The following is a 15,370-nucleotide window of genomic DNA, read 5'->3' on the forward strand; positions in this document are numbered from 1 at the left end:
GGAGATCCGACTCCCACCAACACAATACCATGAGATTCATCTTAACTAACGTCTCGTTTCGAAGAAGAGCGTGGGCGTGTATCGGATTCCAGTCGCTGTTGCAAATTGATCGTCGAAGAATTGCCGGCTGTATATGAGTACGAAAAACTTCACTCCGGTTCAGGATCTGGCGGGGATCTCGCAGAAGTATGGACTAGCGTTCGTGATGGTTGCCAGTTACTTCGGCTCCGGCTCGGTGTTCATTGCGAGCCAGGCTGGCGTCATGCACGGGTACACACTACTCTGGGCCGTCGTCGGAGCGGCGTTCCTCGGATTTATTGCCCAGGATATGAGCGCTCGACTGGGTATCCACGGCGAGTCGCTGATGGTGTTCACTCGCGAGAAACTGGGTCGGCCACTAGCAACGACGATCGCACTTTTCTTGTCGATCGGCTGCGTTGCCTGGACGCTCGGGCTCGTCGCTGCGGTCGGTGCTGGCATCTCGTTCCTGCTCGGAGGTGCTGTGGCGTGGCAGCCCATTGCCGTACTCACGACGGTCGCTGCGATCGGCGTCGGACTGCTCCACTACGACACCGTCGAGAACATGATGATCGCGATGATGGTCTCGCTAATGGTCGTCTACGTGGTCGTCGCCCTACCAAGCGGTGCCGACCCGACCAGTGTCACGACTGGATTCGTTCCGGGTACCGATACACTGGATGCGCTAGCAATGGCAGCAGGTCTACTCGGTACAACCGCACTATGGCCGAACTTCTTCCTGGAGTCGATTCTCGTCCATACCAAGGGCTGGACGAGCGAGAGCGACCTGCCGGCGGCTCGGACGGACCTGGCGATCGGCTATGCCGTCGGTGGGATCACGACGATCGTGATCTTGATCGCCGCGGCGGCGCTGTTGCGCCCGATGGGCTTTACCGAACTCGAGTCGTTCATCACGCCAGGCAAAGCGATGGTCGAGGTGCTCGGAAGGTGGGCGATGGTGTTATTCGTTGGCGGAGTAATTGCTGCGGCGTTCAACAGCATCATCCCGATTATGTGGGCGCCGGCGTATATTATCCCGCAGGCCGCGGGTTACACCGTTCAGAAGGGGGATCGGCTGTTCAACGTGCTGTTCGCGTCGCTGACCGGGATCGGCGTATTCTCGCCGTTGGTGAGCTGGTGGCTAGATCTCTCGGTCGTCGATATGGTGATCCTGTTTCCGATGTACAACGGAATCTTCGCGCTGCCGGTCGCGGCTACGTTGCTGTTCTGGGCGGTCAACGACCGTGAGATGATGGGTGAGTACCGCAACACCAAGGCACTAAACGTCGTCAATGCGTCGCTCGTACTCCTTGCGGTCATCTTGGCGGCCCTGTCGATTCAGGACTTTACTGAACTCATCACCGACGGCGGGTTCTAGCGCTCTACCCCCTTGTACTCCCCGTACTGTAAGGCCGAGCAGCGCGAGAACCGATAACGACGAGCGCGGTTCGAACTGCGCCGATTCGGTACCGTATTTTCGAGACTGTCGGTGTGTTCGAAGCTGTCGATACGAATCTCGGTCGCAGGCGAAGATTCGATTTCAGTAGCGACAACGATAGCTGATTGGGGGTGTCACTAAACTAACTTGCAGCAGTAGAGTTCGGTCTTCGAATTCAGTTGAAACAGACTGTCAGTTGTATAATAATATTACTACGTTCTCGGCGGCAGATATGGGATGTAACCTATCGATACCCGTGACTGCTTACTACTACAAGGCATCGCAGCCGTAGTACACGGATCAGGGCTCCATCCCCCGGTAATGAGATCTTTCTATATGTCGCTCCTGAAACGTGTGATACAGAAAGCTTATTACGGAGTTGTGTAAAGAACTGGTTACCCCTACCCGGTGTGAGCCTCTCCAGCCCGGTCGGACGTGGCTGGGATCGGCTCGCTCTCCAGCAGAACCGCGCGCTAACCAATCGAAACCAAACAAATAACACACAACATATGACAAGCGAAACGACCTACCGCGAAAAGGGACGTGCAGTCGTCCTGGCCGCGCTGATGGTCATGTCCGTTGTCGCAATGTCCGCAGCGTTTGCGGGCGGTGTGGCAGCAAAGCAACCAGCAAGTGCAACTAATGACGTAGTGTACACCTCCTCTGATGACTTAGACGGAGACGATCTTTGGCTAGGTCAAGAGGTAACTGTCGGCGATTCCATTAGCCAGTCCGGATTTGAGATCCACTCCGGTCTCTCTGGAAGCGATAACTACGTGACGACTGTCAAGGTCGATGAGGGTCAGGGTACTTTCGAGGTCAATCCTGATGACTTCGAAACCGGTGAACCGTACCACATTCAAACGGAAACCGGTGACACCTGGCACAACGTGGAATTCTGGGTTGAATCCGAGAACCTCAACGTCGAATTCACGCGTGACACCGTCAGCTCAAACGACGAAGCCGTTCCTGTTACCTTCGAGTCCGAGCGTGACGACCAGTGGGTGAACGTTACCGCTGATAATCTCGAAACGAGCGAACTCGAGCGACTCTTCCATAAGGAAGAGACCGAAACCAATGACGGTACGGTTGCGCTAGATGTCTCGGTCGACGGCTCGACGGAACTGACCGCCGACTTCAACAATGCTGACCTCGACACTGGTGAGTACAACATCACCTTCGATGTGACGGATTCGGCCGCATCCGACACTGCAACGGTCGAGGTAACTGATTCTCGCCTCGACTACGCCTTCGCTGACGTTGAGCAGACCACGCAGGGCGAGATCACCAACATCACCGTTGATGTTTCGGAGAGCAGCACCCCGGTTATTACCCTCGGTGGCACTGAATACGGATACGCTACGCACGCCAAGCTGACGAACGTCGAAGAGGAAGAAGTCGTCGTTCAGTTCGACACGCACGACGTGCACAGTAATCCGTGGAGCGTCCACGAGGATTCCGACGCTGAGATCGCTGAGAGCGACACGAGCGTCTACACCGCCGACGGGTTCGAATCTGGGGATCCGCTCCCCAGCTACAACTGGGACCTGTCGATCGGTGACGAACTTGACTCAAGCACCTCTGACGATTACGATCTCGTCAACGAACACGACCGAGATCGACTAGTCGTCCAGGACCGAGCGGCAATCGGTGACGTGACGACTAACACCGCGCCGGCAGCAGACACTCTGGAGACCCTCGACGACCTTGAGGACACCACGGTCACTGAAACGAACACGATCGCCGAAGGTGACCACCTCATCGTCAGCGTCGAAGACTTCGGCGCAGAGGGACTTGTCGAAGACATCGCGAACGATGACTCCGTTGCCCTCGAGAATGCCCTTACCAGCGAGGGTATCTTCGTGGAACTCACCGAACAGAACTCGGGCCCCATCGGCACCGCTACGGCCTGGAACTCGTCTACTGAGAACCCCGACGCCGAGCCGCTTGACCTCACCGGCATCACTGTCGATGAGTACAGTGGCGACCTCATCCTCAAAGTCGACGTCTCTGGGGATGCTTCCGAAGAGCTACAGACGGGCGAGACCTACGACTTCTCGTTCAACGTCACGCAGAAGAACACCTACGTTGACGATGAAGATGAGACATTCGGCCACGAGTCCACGATCTCGATCGAGGACCGTGAAGTCGAGTGGGACGCGATTGAGTCGCTCCCTGCTGCTGAAGACGCAACCGCAACCGGTACGACCACGGTCGCACCCGGTACGGAACTCAGCGCTGAAGCCGACTCGCCGACCGACCAGGGCGGCTTCGTTCAGGTGGCTGACGCAGTCGTCACCGCTGGCGACGACGGCAACCACCAGTTCGCCGCTGAGTTCGACCTCAGTGAGGAAACCCCTGGCGTTACCTTCGACCTCTACGTCGACGATCGCTATGAATCCTCCGTGAGCGACGAACTCTCGGATGTCAACCTCACGGCAGCTGACGAGCCTGTGGTCGCCATCGACGTCTCCGGTGACGCACCCTCGACCGTCAACGTCGACGAAGACGCGACGCTCAATGTGACCGTCACCAACAACGGCGACGCCACCGAGACCGTCGACTACCACATCGAAGTCAACGATGACACTGTTGTGAGTGACGAGCTCGAACTCGAAGCCGGTGAGGAATTCACCGACAGCTACGAGTTCGACACCAGCGAAGCTGGTGACCTCGTCTGGAACGTCCACGCGGGTGACGCCTCTGACTCCGGCACGCTGACCGTCGAAGAAGAGTCCACTGACGGCACCGGTGACGACTCCGGTTCCGACGACAGTGGCTCCGACGACAGCGGCTCGGACGACAGTGGCTCGGACGACAGTGGCACGGACGACAGTGGCTCCGACGGCGATGACGGCGAAGACGGCACCCCCGGCTTCGGTGTCAGCGTCGCTGCTGTCGCGCTGCTCGCCGCTGCGCTGCTGGCCCTGCGCCGCGACAACTAAGCTGTAGAATCACCGGACACACGTCCGGCTCCCTAATTTCCGCGGTTTTCTTTTATCGAACGCTACACCCGATAGCGCCGGCTCTTCTCACCACGACGATTGCACCACGATCGGTGGCTGTTCTCAACGGAGCGGTCAGCGGTGGCCCCGAGTGATCGATCCGTACGACCAGGCTCCACCTCGGATCCTGAACAGGTAATCGGTCAGAACGAAGCGACAGCTGTCAAGTTGCTGCGCGGCTCACAACAGCCCACTCGAACCGTCGCCGTGTCGGACGGACTGCGACCCTAAATAGTACGTTGGCCTCGGTTTCAGCTCCCCATCTCGAACTGTGACCGGTTCTCCGCAGCCAGGCGCTCCGCACGACGATACAAGCTCCATCGAGTGTCCGGTAACTATGAGACAATGGCTTCCGACCGGAGTAACTGATCCGAAGATCCGCGTACTCTACATCTCGCTCGTTTCGAACGGCAACAGAAAACCAGGCCAGCCAACGAGCGACTCGCCGTTTAGGTCGTAGTTAGTCGTCCGCGGTCGCGGGCTCGGCGTCCTCGGCGGTCGACTCGGCTCGCTCTAGGTCCTCGAGGTATTCGTCGGCGTCCAGCGCGGCCTTCGAACCCATACCGGCGGCCGTTACCGCCTGCTGGTAGTGGTAGTCGACGACGTCGCCGGCGCCGAAGATGCCGGGGACGTGGGTTTCGGTCTGGCCGCCGCCGTCGCCGCCGGTGGTCTTGAGGTAGCCCTCGTCGTCCATCTTCACGTCGGTGTCTTCGAGGTACTCGGTGTTGGGCGTGTGGCCGATCGCGAAGAAGACCGCACCGACGTCGAAGTCGAACTCCTCGGTCTCGGGGTCGTCCAGACGGTCGGTGGGGTGGCCCTTCTCGTTGCGGACGAGGGTGGCGTGGTCGACGCCCTCCGCCTGGGAGCCGTGGATCTCGATCAGTTCGGTGTTCTTCATGATCTCGATCTCGCCTTCCTCGACCTTCTCCTCGACGCGGTCGACCCAGTAGTCCTCCGCGCGGAACTCCTCGCGGCGGTGGACCAGGTAGACGGTGTCGGCGAACTTCGTCAGGAAGGTTGCCTCCTCCATGGCGGCGTCGCCGCCGCCGACGACGAGCATGTCCTCGCCGCGGAAGAAGGCGCCGTCACAGGTCGCGCAGGTCGAGAGCCCGTAGCCCATGAGCTCGTCCTCGCCGGGGATGTCGAGCGTGCGGGCGCTGGCGCCGGAGGCGGCGATGACGGCGTCGGCGGTGTAGACCTCGCCGTTGGTTAGCTCGACGCGGAAGGGACGGGTGGAGTCGTCGACGGACTCGATGATGCCGTTTTTCAGCTCGGCGCCGAACTGCGTGGCCTGCTCTTTCATCCGGTTGACGAGCTCCGGGCCGCCGATGCCGTCCGGGAAGCCGGGGTAGTTCGCGACGTCGGTGGTCAGGGTGAGCTGGCCGCCTGGCTCGTCGCCTTCGATGACCAGCGGGTCGTTGTTGGCGCGGCCGGCGTAGATCGCGGCGGTGAGCCCGGAGATGCCGGTACCGGCGATGATGAGCGTTCGGTGTTCGACGATATCGTCGTCGTCTTCAGTGGCGATACCGAGCTTCTCGTCGAGTTCGCCCGTCTCGTTCAGCGCTGAGGTGTCGTCCCAGCCGCCGATGAGTTCGTCGTCGATGAAGACTTCGGGTGCGGTCTGGCGGCCGTCAGCGCGCTCGACCATCTCCTCGAAGCGGTCGTCGTCGCCGGTGACGTTGTACGTCTCGTACTCGATGCCCTTGCTGTCGAAAAGGTCCTTAGCCTTCTCGCAGTAGGGGCAGTCCTCCTTGGTATAGATCTCGACGCGTGGCTGGTCGCTCATGTAGCAGGATTGGGATAGAGCGCCTAAACCCCTTGCGTTCTCAGCAACGCCTCCCTCTTACTGTGACGGACCGGGGCCGTCGTCCGCGGTCGTTCCGCCCTCCACAAATTCGATGGATACTACCACATCTCGGTCGGTGCGCTCCTCGAGGCGGCGCTCGAGCGTCTCCGTGAGCGTCGGATACGGTTGGTCCGCGGGCCGCTGGACGACGACGGTGACGGCGGCCTCGTCGCTCACGACGCCGCCGTCGTTGAACGCGGTGCGGACTTCGACGAGTTCGAGGGCGGCGTACTCCTCCTCGTCTACGACGGTCCTGACCTCGTCGTTGACGTCGTTCTCGAAGCCGACGTGGTGGCCGAGGACGACGGTGGCGCCGCTGACGACGACCGTGCCGAGAACGAGCACGACGGCGAGCGTGCCGATCCAGTCTCTGGAGACGTTGCCGCGGAGCGTCCCGCGGGTCCAGCCGTCCGGCCGGTAGCCGAGATACCAGAAGACGGCAAGTCCCGCCAGAAGGATCGACGCGGCGTTGACCGCGACCAGAACGGCGGCGCCGAGGGCGACGGTCGCGTGACTCCAGGCCAGGCCGATTCCCACGGCGGCCGCGGCCGGGATCAGGGCCACGGCGATCATCACGCCGACCAGCGAGACGGGAATCGCGGTCGCCAGGCCGAACGCGCCCGCGGCCCCGGCGCAGACGCCGACGACGAGCGCGAGCAAGCCGGGCGAGATCCTGTTTTGAACCTGGACGATGGCCGTGATATCGATCGTCGAGGGGATGGCGCCGCTAAAGCGCACGAGCCAGGCGAACGCGAAGGCGCTGGTGATGGCGACGACGAGGCCGAGTACGAGCGACGACAGGCCGTCGCGGACCATGCTTCGATCGTCGAGGACGAGTCCGACGGTGCCGGTGAGCGCGGCGCTGACCTGCGGGGCGATCACCATCGAGCCGACGACGATCGCCGGCGAGTCGAGCAGCAGGCCCGCCGTCGCGACCAGCGCGCTCAGGACGGTCATCGCGTAGTAGGTGAGCCGTCCCGGCGTCATGTTTAACGCGCGGCTCCGGATCTCCTCACGGGCGATGCTGTCGTCCTCCGCCTGGCCGTTGACGTATCGCTCCTCGAGGTCTTCGATCCGGGGCGTGCGGGCCGTCTCGATCGAGGAGACGATGATGAAATCGTCCTCGATCCCGACCTCACGCAGCGCCGTCAGCACGTGGTCGACGGCCTCGGTCGGCACCGGAAAGATGACCAGATCGCCGTCGGTCCGGGCGCTGCGCTCGGCGGTCATCACGTAGTCGAGACCCTCGTCGTCGAGCACCTCGAGCGCTGCATCACGCTTGTCGGCCGGGACGAACACCTGGAGCAATCGCACGCTCGTCGGCATCCACGACCGCCGTGAAACGTATACGGTCGTTACCCCCGTTCGCTGGCTGCAACGGTCGCCGCGGGCGCGGGCGGACGACGCACTTACGGGCTCGCCGACCGACCGTCGACCATGGCCGCCGATCTCGATGAGAAGACCGACCGATACGGGGAGTTACTCGCGCAAGCGCTCGAAGAAGCGACGATCGCGCCGCCGGAGGGCACGCCGATGGCGGAGGCAGCCGCCGACTGCTACGAGATGGCCGCCTCCTACCTCGAGGACGGGAACCACTTCCGAGAGCAAGAGGACCTCGTCAACGCCCTGGCGTCTTTCTCCTACGGCCACGCCTGGCTCGACGCGGGCGCCCGGGTTGGACTGTTCGACGTCCCCCGAGACGGGCACCTCTTTACCGTCGAGTAGCCGCCCCCATCTCGCAGCGGGCACGTGAACAACAGGCCTGCCATCTCTAACGATTAATAACTATGTAACCGGAACATATATAACAGGAAATCCAGTTGGTTTATAAAGTAGGCGAAACCTTTATATGCGTTACGGCCTAACTCTATGTTAGCTGAGGCGACCGGGTTTCTTCTGGTTACCCCACCCGGGAGCCCCGAGTAACCCACCCGATACACCATGCCTGACCAGAACATCCGAACCTATACGAACGAGCGAACGAGCGAAACCGAGGAGGAAGAAACCACAGCGGTATCCGACGAGCGGGAGCAATGTCCCGAGTGCGGCGGCCGTCTGGTCTCGGACGATGAGCACGCCGAGACGGTCTGTGAGGACTGTGGCCTGGTCGTCGAGGAAGACGAGATCGACCGCGGCCCCGAATGGCGTGCGTTCGACGCCGCCGAGAAGGACGAGAAGTCCCGCGTCGGCGCTCCGACGACGAACATGATGCACGACCAGGGGCTCTCGACGAACATCGGCTGGCAGGACAAGGACGCCTACGGCCGCGCGCTCTCGAGCCGCCAGCGCCAGAAGATGCAGCGCCTGCGCACCTGGAACGAGCGGTTCCGCACCCGCGACTCCAAGGAGCGCAACCTCAAGCAGGCTCTGGGGGAGATCGACCGGATGGCCTCCGCGCTCGGCCTGCCGGAGAACGTCCGCGAGACCGCCAGCGTCATCTATCGGCGCGCGCTCGAGGAGGATCTCCTCCCGGGCCGCTCGATCGAGGGCGTCGCCACGGCGTCGCTGTACGCCGCGGCCCGCCAGGCGGGCACGCCGCGGAGCCTCGACGAGATCTCGGCCGTCTCCCGCGTCGAGAAGATGGAACTGACCCGCACGTACCGGTACATCATCCGCGAACTCGGCCTCGAAGTCAAGCCGGCCGATCCGGAACACTACGTGCCGCGGTTCGTCAGCGATCTCGACCTCTCGGACGAAACCGAGCGGATGGCCCGCGAACTGCTCGAGTCGGCACGTCAGGAGGGCGTCCACAGCGGCAAGTCGCCGGTCGGCCTCGCGGCCGCCGCGGTCTACGCCGCCGCCCTGCTGACCAACGAGAAGGTAACTCAGAACGAGGTCAGCGAAGTCGCGAGCATCTCGGAAGTCACCATTCGGAACCGGTACAAGGAGCTGCTCGAGGCCTCCGACACGGCCGCACCTGCGTAATCGCCGTTCGCAGACAAGGCTGTCGCTCGGATCGACGCGGGTGGTCTTTTCCGTTTTCCATCGGTTTGAAATCGCGGCAAAGTTTTTCTGACCTCGTGTGTTGGATATTAACATGGACGAAACGACCGTCCGACTGTTGTGCCCCGAATGTGCGAAAGATTGGCAGGTTTCTCCGGGCGAACTTCCGATGGCCGCCGAGATGTTTCACTGTCCGAACTGTCACGCGTCGCGTCGGACTGCCGAGTTCATGCGGACGGACCGTGATCTTCAGACGTTGAAACAACTCGGTTGAATCCCCTCCCGATATCGGTTGTCGAATTCGCATTTTCGCCGCCGTCGTTACAGGAGTAATAACGGTTTAACTAGCAGCAATTCGCCTGTCGGATGCTGGGAAGAAACAATCAGTTACGGTGAGAAATAAAATTATAACGAGGTACCGGCGTGCGGTTTCGTTCGCGTAGGCACTGCATTCGAATCGTCTCGAATGCCGATACAGCGGTGAAACGATAGAGGTTGCGTGTTAACGCGACTCAAGATAATAATATAACCCTGCAGTGGGTAGGAGTGCATGGTTATGAAGAAACAGGAGCTCATTCACCTGCACGGCCTTCTGGCGGAGGTATCGAACCAGTGTAGCGAGTGGGACAATTGTCAGATCGACCTCGAAGAGTACGAGTCGCTCGGTATTCGACCGACATCGATCCACAAGTCGAAAACCGACCACAAAGCTGCTGTTTTTGCGCTCGCCGGGGGAATCACGAAGAACATGCGTGAAGGGGAGCAGGAAGCCGTCGCCGCAACCGCCGACTGAACATCTCGTCGCATCCTCCGATCGACTACAGTTCACACTGGCAAGGCTGCCGCTGAAACATCGTCTCGGGCACTCTCCCTTGTGTCTCTCACCGTCGTGCTGCGCTCATGCAGCTGCTCTCTGCCGCGTCCCCTCAGACGCTGCTCCGCCACCGCTGACTCCCCGTGCAGCGGGCTCCTCGTCACTGTCGGCTGCTGCCGGAAAATATGAACTGGAGAGGCGGTCGTCTCGCGGCCGACCCGCCGGAACCTCGGAGACCGGAAGTCTCAATCTGCGATTATTCGACGAGGTCCTCGAACTCGGGAAGAATTTCGTCGTCGTCCTCGTTCGTTTCGTCGGCGTCGTCGTCGGTCGCTGTAACACTCTCATCGGCCGATTCGGCGTCGGTATCCGAGTTCGACGACTCGTCGTCGGCCGTCTCGTCGTCGATCTCCTCTTCCTCGAGGACTTCGACGTGCGTGACCTCCAGGGGGATGTTTTCGAGTCGCTGGCCGATCTCCTTCCGTGCGATGCGCGAGGCGTGTTCCTCGCGCTCGACGTTGAAGACGGTCATCTCCAGTTCGAGCGCGACGAGCGCCTCGTCGGCCGCGATGAACGCGGGCGGAAGCTCCTCCCCCGATGGGGAGGTTCGCTCGCCCATGTTGATCTCGACGTAGTTCAGATCAGGGTTCAACATCTCTCCCGTCTTCGAGATGGCGATGCGGATCGCCTCGTCTTCCGTCTCAACGTCGAAGACCGGCACAGCAGCTTCGACGACAACCCTGCAATTCATACCTAGACATTGTATCGCCTACAGTAAGAAGGTTCGCCTCGTGAACGCGATCCATTCCACTTTTGTGGACCGTCACCGGCGGCCGATGGACGGATTCGGGTCGCGATCGAACCCGCCTGGCGATGCCTGACCACACGGGTGGCTGACGCCGGCGCAAGCACGCCGCTTCGAAAGGCAAATGCCTGCGCTCTCGAAGGGACGAACGAATGGCAACGGGAACGATCCCGATCGACGACCTCTCGGGCGGCCTCGATCTCTACCGGACCCTCGAGAGCGGACAGAGCTACCTCTGGCGGCGCGAGGACGGCGCGATGTACGGCGGCGAGCCCGCGCCCGGCGCCTGGTACTCGACGATCGTCGACGGCGACGTGATCCGCGTCAGGAGCCGCGACGGACTGCTGGAGTGGGAGTCGACGACCGACGCCGAGCCGCTCGTGCGCCGGCTGCTGCGTCTGGACGACGACCTCGAGGAAATCGTCGCGGCCGCGCCGGACGATCCGCTGCTCCGCGAGGCCTACGAGGCCCACCGCGGGCTTCGCTTGGTCGAAGACCCGCCGTTCGGAACGCTGATCGCCTTTATCTGCTCGGCCCAGATGCGCGTCGGTCGGATCCACACGATGGTCTCGACGCTGGCCCGCGAGTACGGCGATCCGATCGCGTTCGACGGCGAGACCTACCACGCGTTCCCGACCCCGGAACAGCTCGCGGCCGCGACCGAAGCCGAACTCCGCGACCTGGGGCTTGGCTACCGCGCGCCCTACGTCGTCCGGACGGCCGAGATGGTCGCGGACGGAGCGGCTCACCCGGCCGAGGCACGAGACATGGAGTACGAGGCGGCCCGGGAGTACCTCACGCGGTTCGTCGGCGTCGGCGACAAGGTGGCCGACTGCGTGTTGCTGTTCTCGTTGGACTTCGACCAGGCCGTCCCGCTCGATACCTGGATCAAGTCGGCGATCGAGGACTACTACCCGGACTGCGACTGCGGATCGTACGCCGCGACCTCGCGGGCGATCCGCGAGCGCCTGGGCGGCGAGTACGCGGGATATGCCCAGACGTACATCTTCCATCACCTGCGGACCGGCGAGTGAGGCCGATCCGCGGCGCTCGCCGCGACGAAACGAGGGCGTAACGGAGCCCGGCTACCGAGGGCGGACGCCGAGCTACTCCTCGTAATCCTCGCGGCCCGCCACGGCCCAGTAGGCCTGCGAGACGAGCGTGATCGCGAACACGACGACCAGCGCGCCGGCGACCCAGCGCGCGATCTCTGGGCCGAGCAGGTAGTACGCGAGCGCGCTCGCACCGACGACGAACAGGATCGCGCCGGCGAGCAACTCGAGCAGTTCGCGGAGCGTGGCACGCCTCCCCGAGACCTCGAGATACTCTTCCTCGAAGCGGTCGATGATCCCCACAGTAGTCGTTGTTGACAGTCTCGGCGGGCTAAAACCGTGGGGTTCCTCGGGGGTCGCGGTTACAGAGACCGCGAGTCGAGCGGCGCAGCGTCGGTCGAGAGACCGGCAGTCGTCCCCGACGACCGGACGCCGAGAAACGTAGGGTCCGACTAGCTATCCAAGCGAGTCGTATACGCGGATTCGATGTGGCCTTGGGGACACCTCGGCGTCGCGTACCTCCTGTATTCGATCTACTGTCACGGACGGTTTCGGCGGCCGCCGCGTCCGGGACCGGTACTGGCGGTCGTGCTCGGCTCGCAGTTCGCCGATCTGATCGACAAACCGCTCGCCTGGGGGTTCGGGATCCTTCCCAGCGGTCGAACGCTCGCTCACTCCCTGTTGTTCGCCGGAGCGTTGATCGGGATCGTCTACGCCGTTGCGCTCGTCCGCGGCCGAGTCGAACTCGCGACCGCGTTCGTAATCGCACACCTCTCTCACCCGCTGGCAGATCTGCCGCCGCGCGCGTTCCTCGGCTATCCCTTCGGCTCCGAGTTTCTGTTCTGGCCGTTCCTCTCCGCTCCCGCGTTCGATTACGGCGAGTCGCTTTTCGAGCCGCCCGCAGTCATCGAACTGGTCGCGTCTCCGTTCACCGATCCACTGCTGTTCTTCCTGGCTAATACCGCACTGTTCGTCTTCGCACTCGGAGTCTGGTGCGTCGACGGCTGCCCGGGCCTCCGGTAGCTTCGATTTCGGTTCGAACGGGGCGAAAGGAGCGAAAAGAGCGAACGACCGGATCAGCAAAACTCGTCCAACGTGGTCTGTGCTCGTTTCAACGGCTGCGCCCGATAGCCGTACTCGGTCGCGAGGACGTCCGCGAACGCCTCGTCGGCGCCGTGGTGCGTGTAGACGACCTCGGGATCGATCGCGCGGACCGCGGCCACGAGTTCGTCGAAATCGCAGTGATCCGTCAGCGGGAACGTGACGTCGTAATTCCCCCGATAGCGAAAGGAGTCGTCGACGGCCCACCCCGAGAAACCCGCCTTCAGCCCGTCCTCGCGGTCGACGGCCGTCTCGACCCAGTCGGCGCGCGCCTGGTTCGACGGGAGGATCACGAGCTCGTCGGTCAGACCGCGCAGCGAGTCGTAGGGCCGACCCGGGAACGAGAGTCCGTCCTCGTCGTCGGATCCGGTCGCGCGCTCGATCGCCTGGTTCACGTCGTGGATCGATTCGGAGACGAGGATTTCGCGGTCGGCGTCGGCGGTCGCCTGACGGGCCAGCCACTGCAGCTTCTGGGCACGGCCCAGCGAGTAGCCGAAGAGGAACAGCGGCCGGTCGTCGTTGTCGCGGAGCCAGTCGGCGATCGCGGCCTCGAGCTCGTCTTGGGGCGGGAAGCGGTATTCGGGCCGACCGTAGGTCGTCTCCATGACGAGCGCGTCCGCGTCGATGGCGCTGGGATCGAACCCGTCGAGGTAGCACCGGTCCCGCGTCGAGAAGTCGCCGGTGTAGCAGTACCGACCCGAGCGGCCGTCACCGTCGGCGGTCGCTTCCTCGACGTCGATGATCGCCGCGCGGGAGCCGACGACGTGGCCGGCCGGAACGAGTTCGATGCCGGGAGCGCGCTCGACGAACTCGAAGCCGGTGCCGGTCCGGGCCTCGGCGATCGCCGCGGTCTCGGCAGAGCAGACGACTGTCTCCGGCGTCGACCGGAACGTGTGATCGGCGTGGGCGTGGCTCACCACGTTGACCGCCCCGACGGCGCTGCGCGCGTCGGCGACGACGTGGGCCTGGCCGTCCTCGCGTTCGAAGTGGATGCCGTCGCGATGCCGTACGGTCACTGGCCGCAGTAGGGGCTCGAGGCATCTCCAGTTGTCGCTTCGCGCGGCGACCGTCGCGAGAGATGCGAGCGACGCGAACGACGAGAGAGCCGGATTTTTGTCCGCCGCCGTCGACCACTCGCGTATGGCGGACCGAACCCGCGCACACGTCTTCGTTTCCGGGACGGTACAGGGCGTCTACTACCGCGCGAACACACGCGATACGGCTCGCGAGAAGGGCGTCGACGGCTGGGTGAAGAACTTAGACGACGGCCGCGTCGAGGCGGTCTTCGAGGGGCCGGACGACGCCGTCGAGTCGATGATCGAGTGGTGTCACAAGGGTAGTCCGGCGGCCGACGTCGACGACGTCGAGTCCGAGTTCGAAGATCCGCAGGGAGAAGACGGCTTCGAGATCCGATACTGAGTCGATCACCGACGGGAACCGCGTCGGTTAGCGAAACAGCGCGTCGACTGCCAGTTCGACGTACTCCAGGAACCCGACGGTCGGCGTACCGGCCATATAGACCTCGAGCTCGGGCTGCTGGAACGGGATATCGGGATATTCGTTCGAACGGATATCGAGAGACGCATCGGTGTCGATCGGGTCCATACGGTGGGTACGAACCTGCGCTATTTAGGATTTCGTAACTATAGTTTTGCCATCGAGAACCAACGATCGGTATTGTGTAAGAGTCGCACGGGATCGAGAACCCCGAGCTCACGTTCGCGGCCAATCTCGTCCCGAACGACCACACCGGAGGCCGATAGAATCCGTGAGCGCGGCCCGGAACGCCTCACTTGATCTCGGCGCGGTACGACTCGAGCCACGGCGGTTCGTCTGTGTACTTCCATTCGGCCCAGTCGGCTTTCTCGCCGGCGTAGTAAGCCCGGTAGGCGGCCACCGGGTCGCCTGGCCGCTTGTACTCGTCGGGCATCGCCTGCGGGCGCGGCGTCGGCTCGTCGGACGGGAACGCGATCTCGTCGGGGTCGATGCGCTCGACCACGGTCCAACTGGCGTGATCCACGTCCTTCTCGTAGCGGTCGACGAACTCCGCGTTGAGGGCCGCGGCGTGCTCGCGCAGTTGGCGCCAGTTGGCTCGCGACGCCGCGGCCCACTTCGTCACGGGGTGGGAGACGTGCGTCGCGCTGTAGAGGAAGTCCGCCTCGTACCCGTTCTCCCGGGCCGCGGTGCAGAGCACCTGCGCGGCCTCGAGCAGCAGCTTGTTGACGTGCTGGTCGCAGTGATAGCGGGCGGCCAGGCGCGGGTCCTCGTCGAGCCAGAAGACGTTCACGACGTCCCTCAGGGCCGCGACCGTTTCAGCGTGTCGTCCGCAATCTTCAACGGTCGGCCGG

16 protein-coding genes are annotated in these 15,370 nt (G+C 62.8%); 9 read left to right on the forward strand and 7 right to left on the reverse strand.

Features of this window, described 5'->3' with window-relative positions; genetic code table 11:
- Positions 1–133 precede the first annotated feature (133 nt).
- Together BMY29_RS01100 and BMY29_RS01105 are read left to right on the forward strand one after the other, a co-directional pair.
- Positions 134–1,396: an NRAMP family divalent metal transporter gene (locus BMY29_RS01100; protein WP_049990983.1), complete on the forward strand. Its 1,263-nt coding sequence runs from the start codon at positions 134–136 to the stop codon at positions 1,394–1,396.
- A gap of 470 nt (positions 1,397–1,866) precedes the next feature.
- Positions 1,867–4,401 (forward strand): BGTF surface domain-containing protein, encoded by a 2,535-nt coding sequence (locus tag BMY29_RS01105; protein WP_143067637.1) that lies wholly within the window; start codon positions 1,867–1,869, stop codon positions 4,399–4,401.
- Between the two features lie 520 nt (positions 4,402–4,921).
- Here BMY29_RS01105 and BMY29_RS01110 read toward each other — a convergent pair.
- Both BMY29_RS01110 and BMY29_RS01115 read right to left on the reverse strand, forming a co-directional pair.
- Positions 4,922–6,247 (reverse strand): FAD-dependent oxidoreductase, encoded by a 1,326-nt coding sequence (locus tag BMY29_RS01110; RefSeq protein ID WP_049990292.1) that lies wholly within the window; start codon positions 6,245–6,247, stop codon positions 4,922–4,924.
- A gap of 57 nt (positions 6,248–6,304) precedes the next feature.
- Complete coding sequence (locus tag BMY29_RS01115) at positions 6,305–7,621, reverse strand: DUF389 domain-containing protein (RefSeq protein ID WP_049990385.1); 1,317 nt, start codon at positions 7,619–7,621, stop codon at positions 6,305–6,307.
- Between the two features lie 123 nt (positions 7,622–7,744).
- On the opposite strand from BMY29_RS01115, the gene BMY29_RS01120 reads away from it, so the two are divergent.
- The 4 genes from BMY29_RS01120 to BMY29_RS01135 all read left to right on the forward strand — a co-directional run bounded on the left by BMY29_RS01120 (position 7,745) and on the right by BMY29_RS01135 (position 10,043).
- On the forward strand, positions 7,745–8,032 hold the full coding sequence (locus BMY29_RS01120) for a DUF357 domain-containing protein (protein WP_049990293.1): 288 nt from the start codon (positions 7,745–7,747) through the stop codon (positions 8,030–8,032).
- 216 nt (positions 8,033–8,248) lie between these two features.
- On the forward strand, positions 8,249–9,232 hold the full coding sequence (locus tag BMY29_RS01125; RefSeq protein WP_049990294.1) for a transcription initiation factor IIB: 984 nt from the start codon (positions 8,249–8,251) through the stop codon (positions 9,230–9,232).
- Positions 9,233–9,344: 112 nt separating this feature from the next.
- Positions 9,345–9,524, forward strand: a complete 180-nt coding sequence (locus tag BMY29_RS21355) for a DUF7836 family putative zinc-binding protein (RefSeq protein ID WP_049990295.1) — start codon at positions 9,345–9,347, stop codon at positions 9,522–9,524.
- Positions 9,525–9,806: 282 nt separating this feature from the next.
- A complete protein-coding gene (locus BMY29_RS01135) occupies positions 9,807–10,043 on the forward strand; it encodes a UPF0058 family protein (protein ID WP_049990296.1) in 237 nt (78 codons plus the stop codon).
- A 277-nt stretch (positions 10,044–10,320) separates the two neighbouring features.
- On the opposite strand, the gene BMY29_RS01140 is transcribed toward BMY29_RS01135, so the two are convergent.
- Positions 10,321–10,815, reverse strand: coding sequence for a DUF555 domain-containing protein (locus BMY29_RS01140; RefSeq protein WP_049990297.1), 495 nt, complete (start codon positions 10,813–10,815; stop codon positions 10,321–10,323).
- Positions 10,816–11,021: 206 nt separating this feature from the next.
- On the opposite strand from BMY29_RS01140, the gene BMY29_RS01145 reads away from it, so the two are divergent.
- Complete coding sequence (locus BMY29_RS01145) at positions 11,022–11,903, forward strand: DNA-3-methyladenine glycosylase family protein (RefSeq protein WP_049990298.1); 882 nt, start codon at positions 11,022–11,024, stop codon at positions 11,901–11,903.
- A 72-nt stretch (positions 11,904–11,975) separates the two neighbouring features.
- Here BMY29_RS01145 and BMY29_RS01150 read toward each other — a convergent pair whose 3' ends face one another.
- Entirely contained in the window at positions 11,976–12,224 is a 249-nt protein-coding gene (locus tag BMY29_RS01150) for a hypothetical protein (protein ID WP_049990299.1), read from the reverse strand.
- Between the two features lie 183 nt (positions 12,225–12,407).
- Here BMY29_RS01150 and BMY29_RS01155 point away from each other — a divergent pair, with 183 nt between their 5' ends.
- On the forward strand, positions 12,408–12,944 hold the full coding sequence (locus BMY29_RS01155; protein WP_049990300.1) for a metal-dependent hydrolase: 537 nt from the start codon (positions 12,408–12,410) through the stop codon (positions 12,942–12,944).
- Between the two features lie 53 nt (positions 12,945–12,997).
- On the opposite strand, the gene BMY29_RS01160 is transcribed toward BMY29_RS01155, so the two are convergent.
- Positions 12,998–14,038: an MBL fold metallo-hydrolase gene (locus tag BMY29_RS01160; RefSeq protein ID WP_241471284.1), complete on the reverse strand. Its 1,041-nt coding sequence runs from the start codon at positions 14,036–14,038 to the stop codon at positions 12,998–13,000.
- Between the two features lie 124 nt (positions 14,039–14,162).
- Between BMY29_RS01160 and BMY29_RS01165 the strand changes: the two genes are divergently transcribed.
- Positions 14,163–14,441: an acylphosphatase gene (locus tag BMY29_RS01165; protein ID WP_049990386.1), complete on the forward strand. Its 279-nt coding sequence runs from the start codon at positions 14,163–14,165 to the stop codon at positions 14,439–14,441.
- 27 nt (positions 14,442–14,468) lie between these two features.
- Here BMY29_RS01165 and BMY29_RS20810 read toward each other — a convergent pair whose 3' ends face one another.
- Positions 14,469–14,627, reverse strand: a complete 159-nt coding sequence (locus BMY29_RS20810; RefSeq protein ID WP_160290100.1) for a hypothetical protein — start codon at positions 14,625–14,627, stop codon at positions 14,469–14,471.
- Between the two features lie 184 nt (positions 14,628–14,811).
- Positions 14,812–15,309: a hypothetical protein gene (locus tag BMY29_RS01170; protein WP_049990302.1), complete on the reverse strand. Its 498-nt coding sequence runs from the start codon at positions 15,307–15,309 to the stop codon at positions 14,812–14,814.
- Positions 15,310–15,370 lie beyond the last annotated feature (61 nt).

The organism is Natrinema salifodinae (genome assembly GCF_900110455.1).
In the GTDB taxonomy this organism is placed as follows: Archaea; Halobacteriota; Halobacteria; order Halobacteriales; family Natrialbaceae; genus Natrinema; species Natrinema salifodinae.

Bases quoted from the DNA above. Each gene is read 5' to 3' on its own strand.
- BMY29_RS01100 (WP_049990983.1), top strand. From the start codon at position 134: ATGAGTACGAAAAACTTCACTCCGGTTCAGGATCTGGCGGGGATCTCG.
- BMY29_RS01110 (WP_049990292.1), bottom strand. From the start codon at position 6,247: ATGAGCGACCAGCCACGCGTCGAGATCTATACCAAGGAGGACTGCCCC.
- BMY29_RS01120 (WP_049990293.1), top strand. From the start codon at position 7,745: ATGGCCGCCGATCTCGATGAGAAGACCGACCGATACGGGGAGTTACTC.
- BMY29_RS01125 (WP_049990294.1), top strand. From the start codon at position 8,249: ATGCCTGACCAGAACATCCGAACCTATACGAACGAGCGAACGAGCGAA.
- BMY29_RS21355 (WP_049990295.1), top strand. From the start codon at position 9,345: ATGGACGAAACGACCGTCCGACTGTTGTGCCCCGAATGTGCGAAAGAT.
- BMY29_RS01135 (WP_049990296.1), top strand. From the start codon at position 9,807: ATGAAGAAACAGGAGCTCATTCACCTGCACGGCCTTCTGGCGGAGGTA.
- BMY29_RS01140 (WP_049990297.1), bottom strand. From the start codon at position 10,815: ATGAATTGCAGGGTTGTCGTCGAAGCTGCTGTGCCGGTCTTCGACGTT.
- BMY29_RS01145 (WP_049990298.1), top strand. From the start codon at position 11,022: ATGGCAACGGGAACGATCCCGATCGACGACCTCTCGGGCGGCCTCGAT.
- BMY29_RS01155 (WP_049990300.1), top strand. From the start codon at position 12,408: ATGTGGCCTTGGGGACACCTCGGCGTCGCGTACCTCCTGTATTCGATC.
- BMY29_RS01165 (WP_049990386.1), top strand. From the start codon at position 14,163: ATGGCGGACCGAACCCGCGCACACGTCTTCGTTTCCGGGACGGTACAG.
- BMY29_RS20810 (WP_160290100.1), bottom strand. From the start codon at position 14,627: ATGGACCCGATCGACACCGATGCGTCTCTCGATATCCGTTCGAACGAA.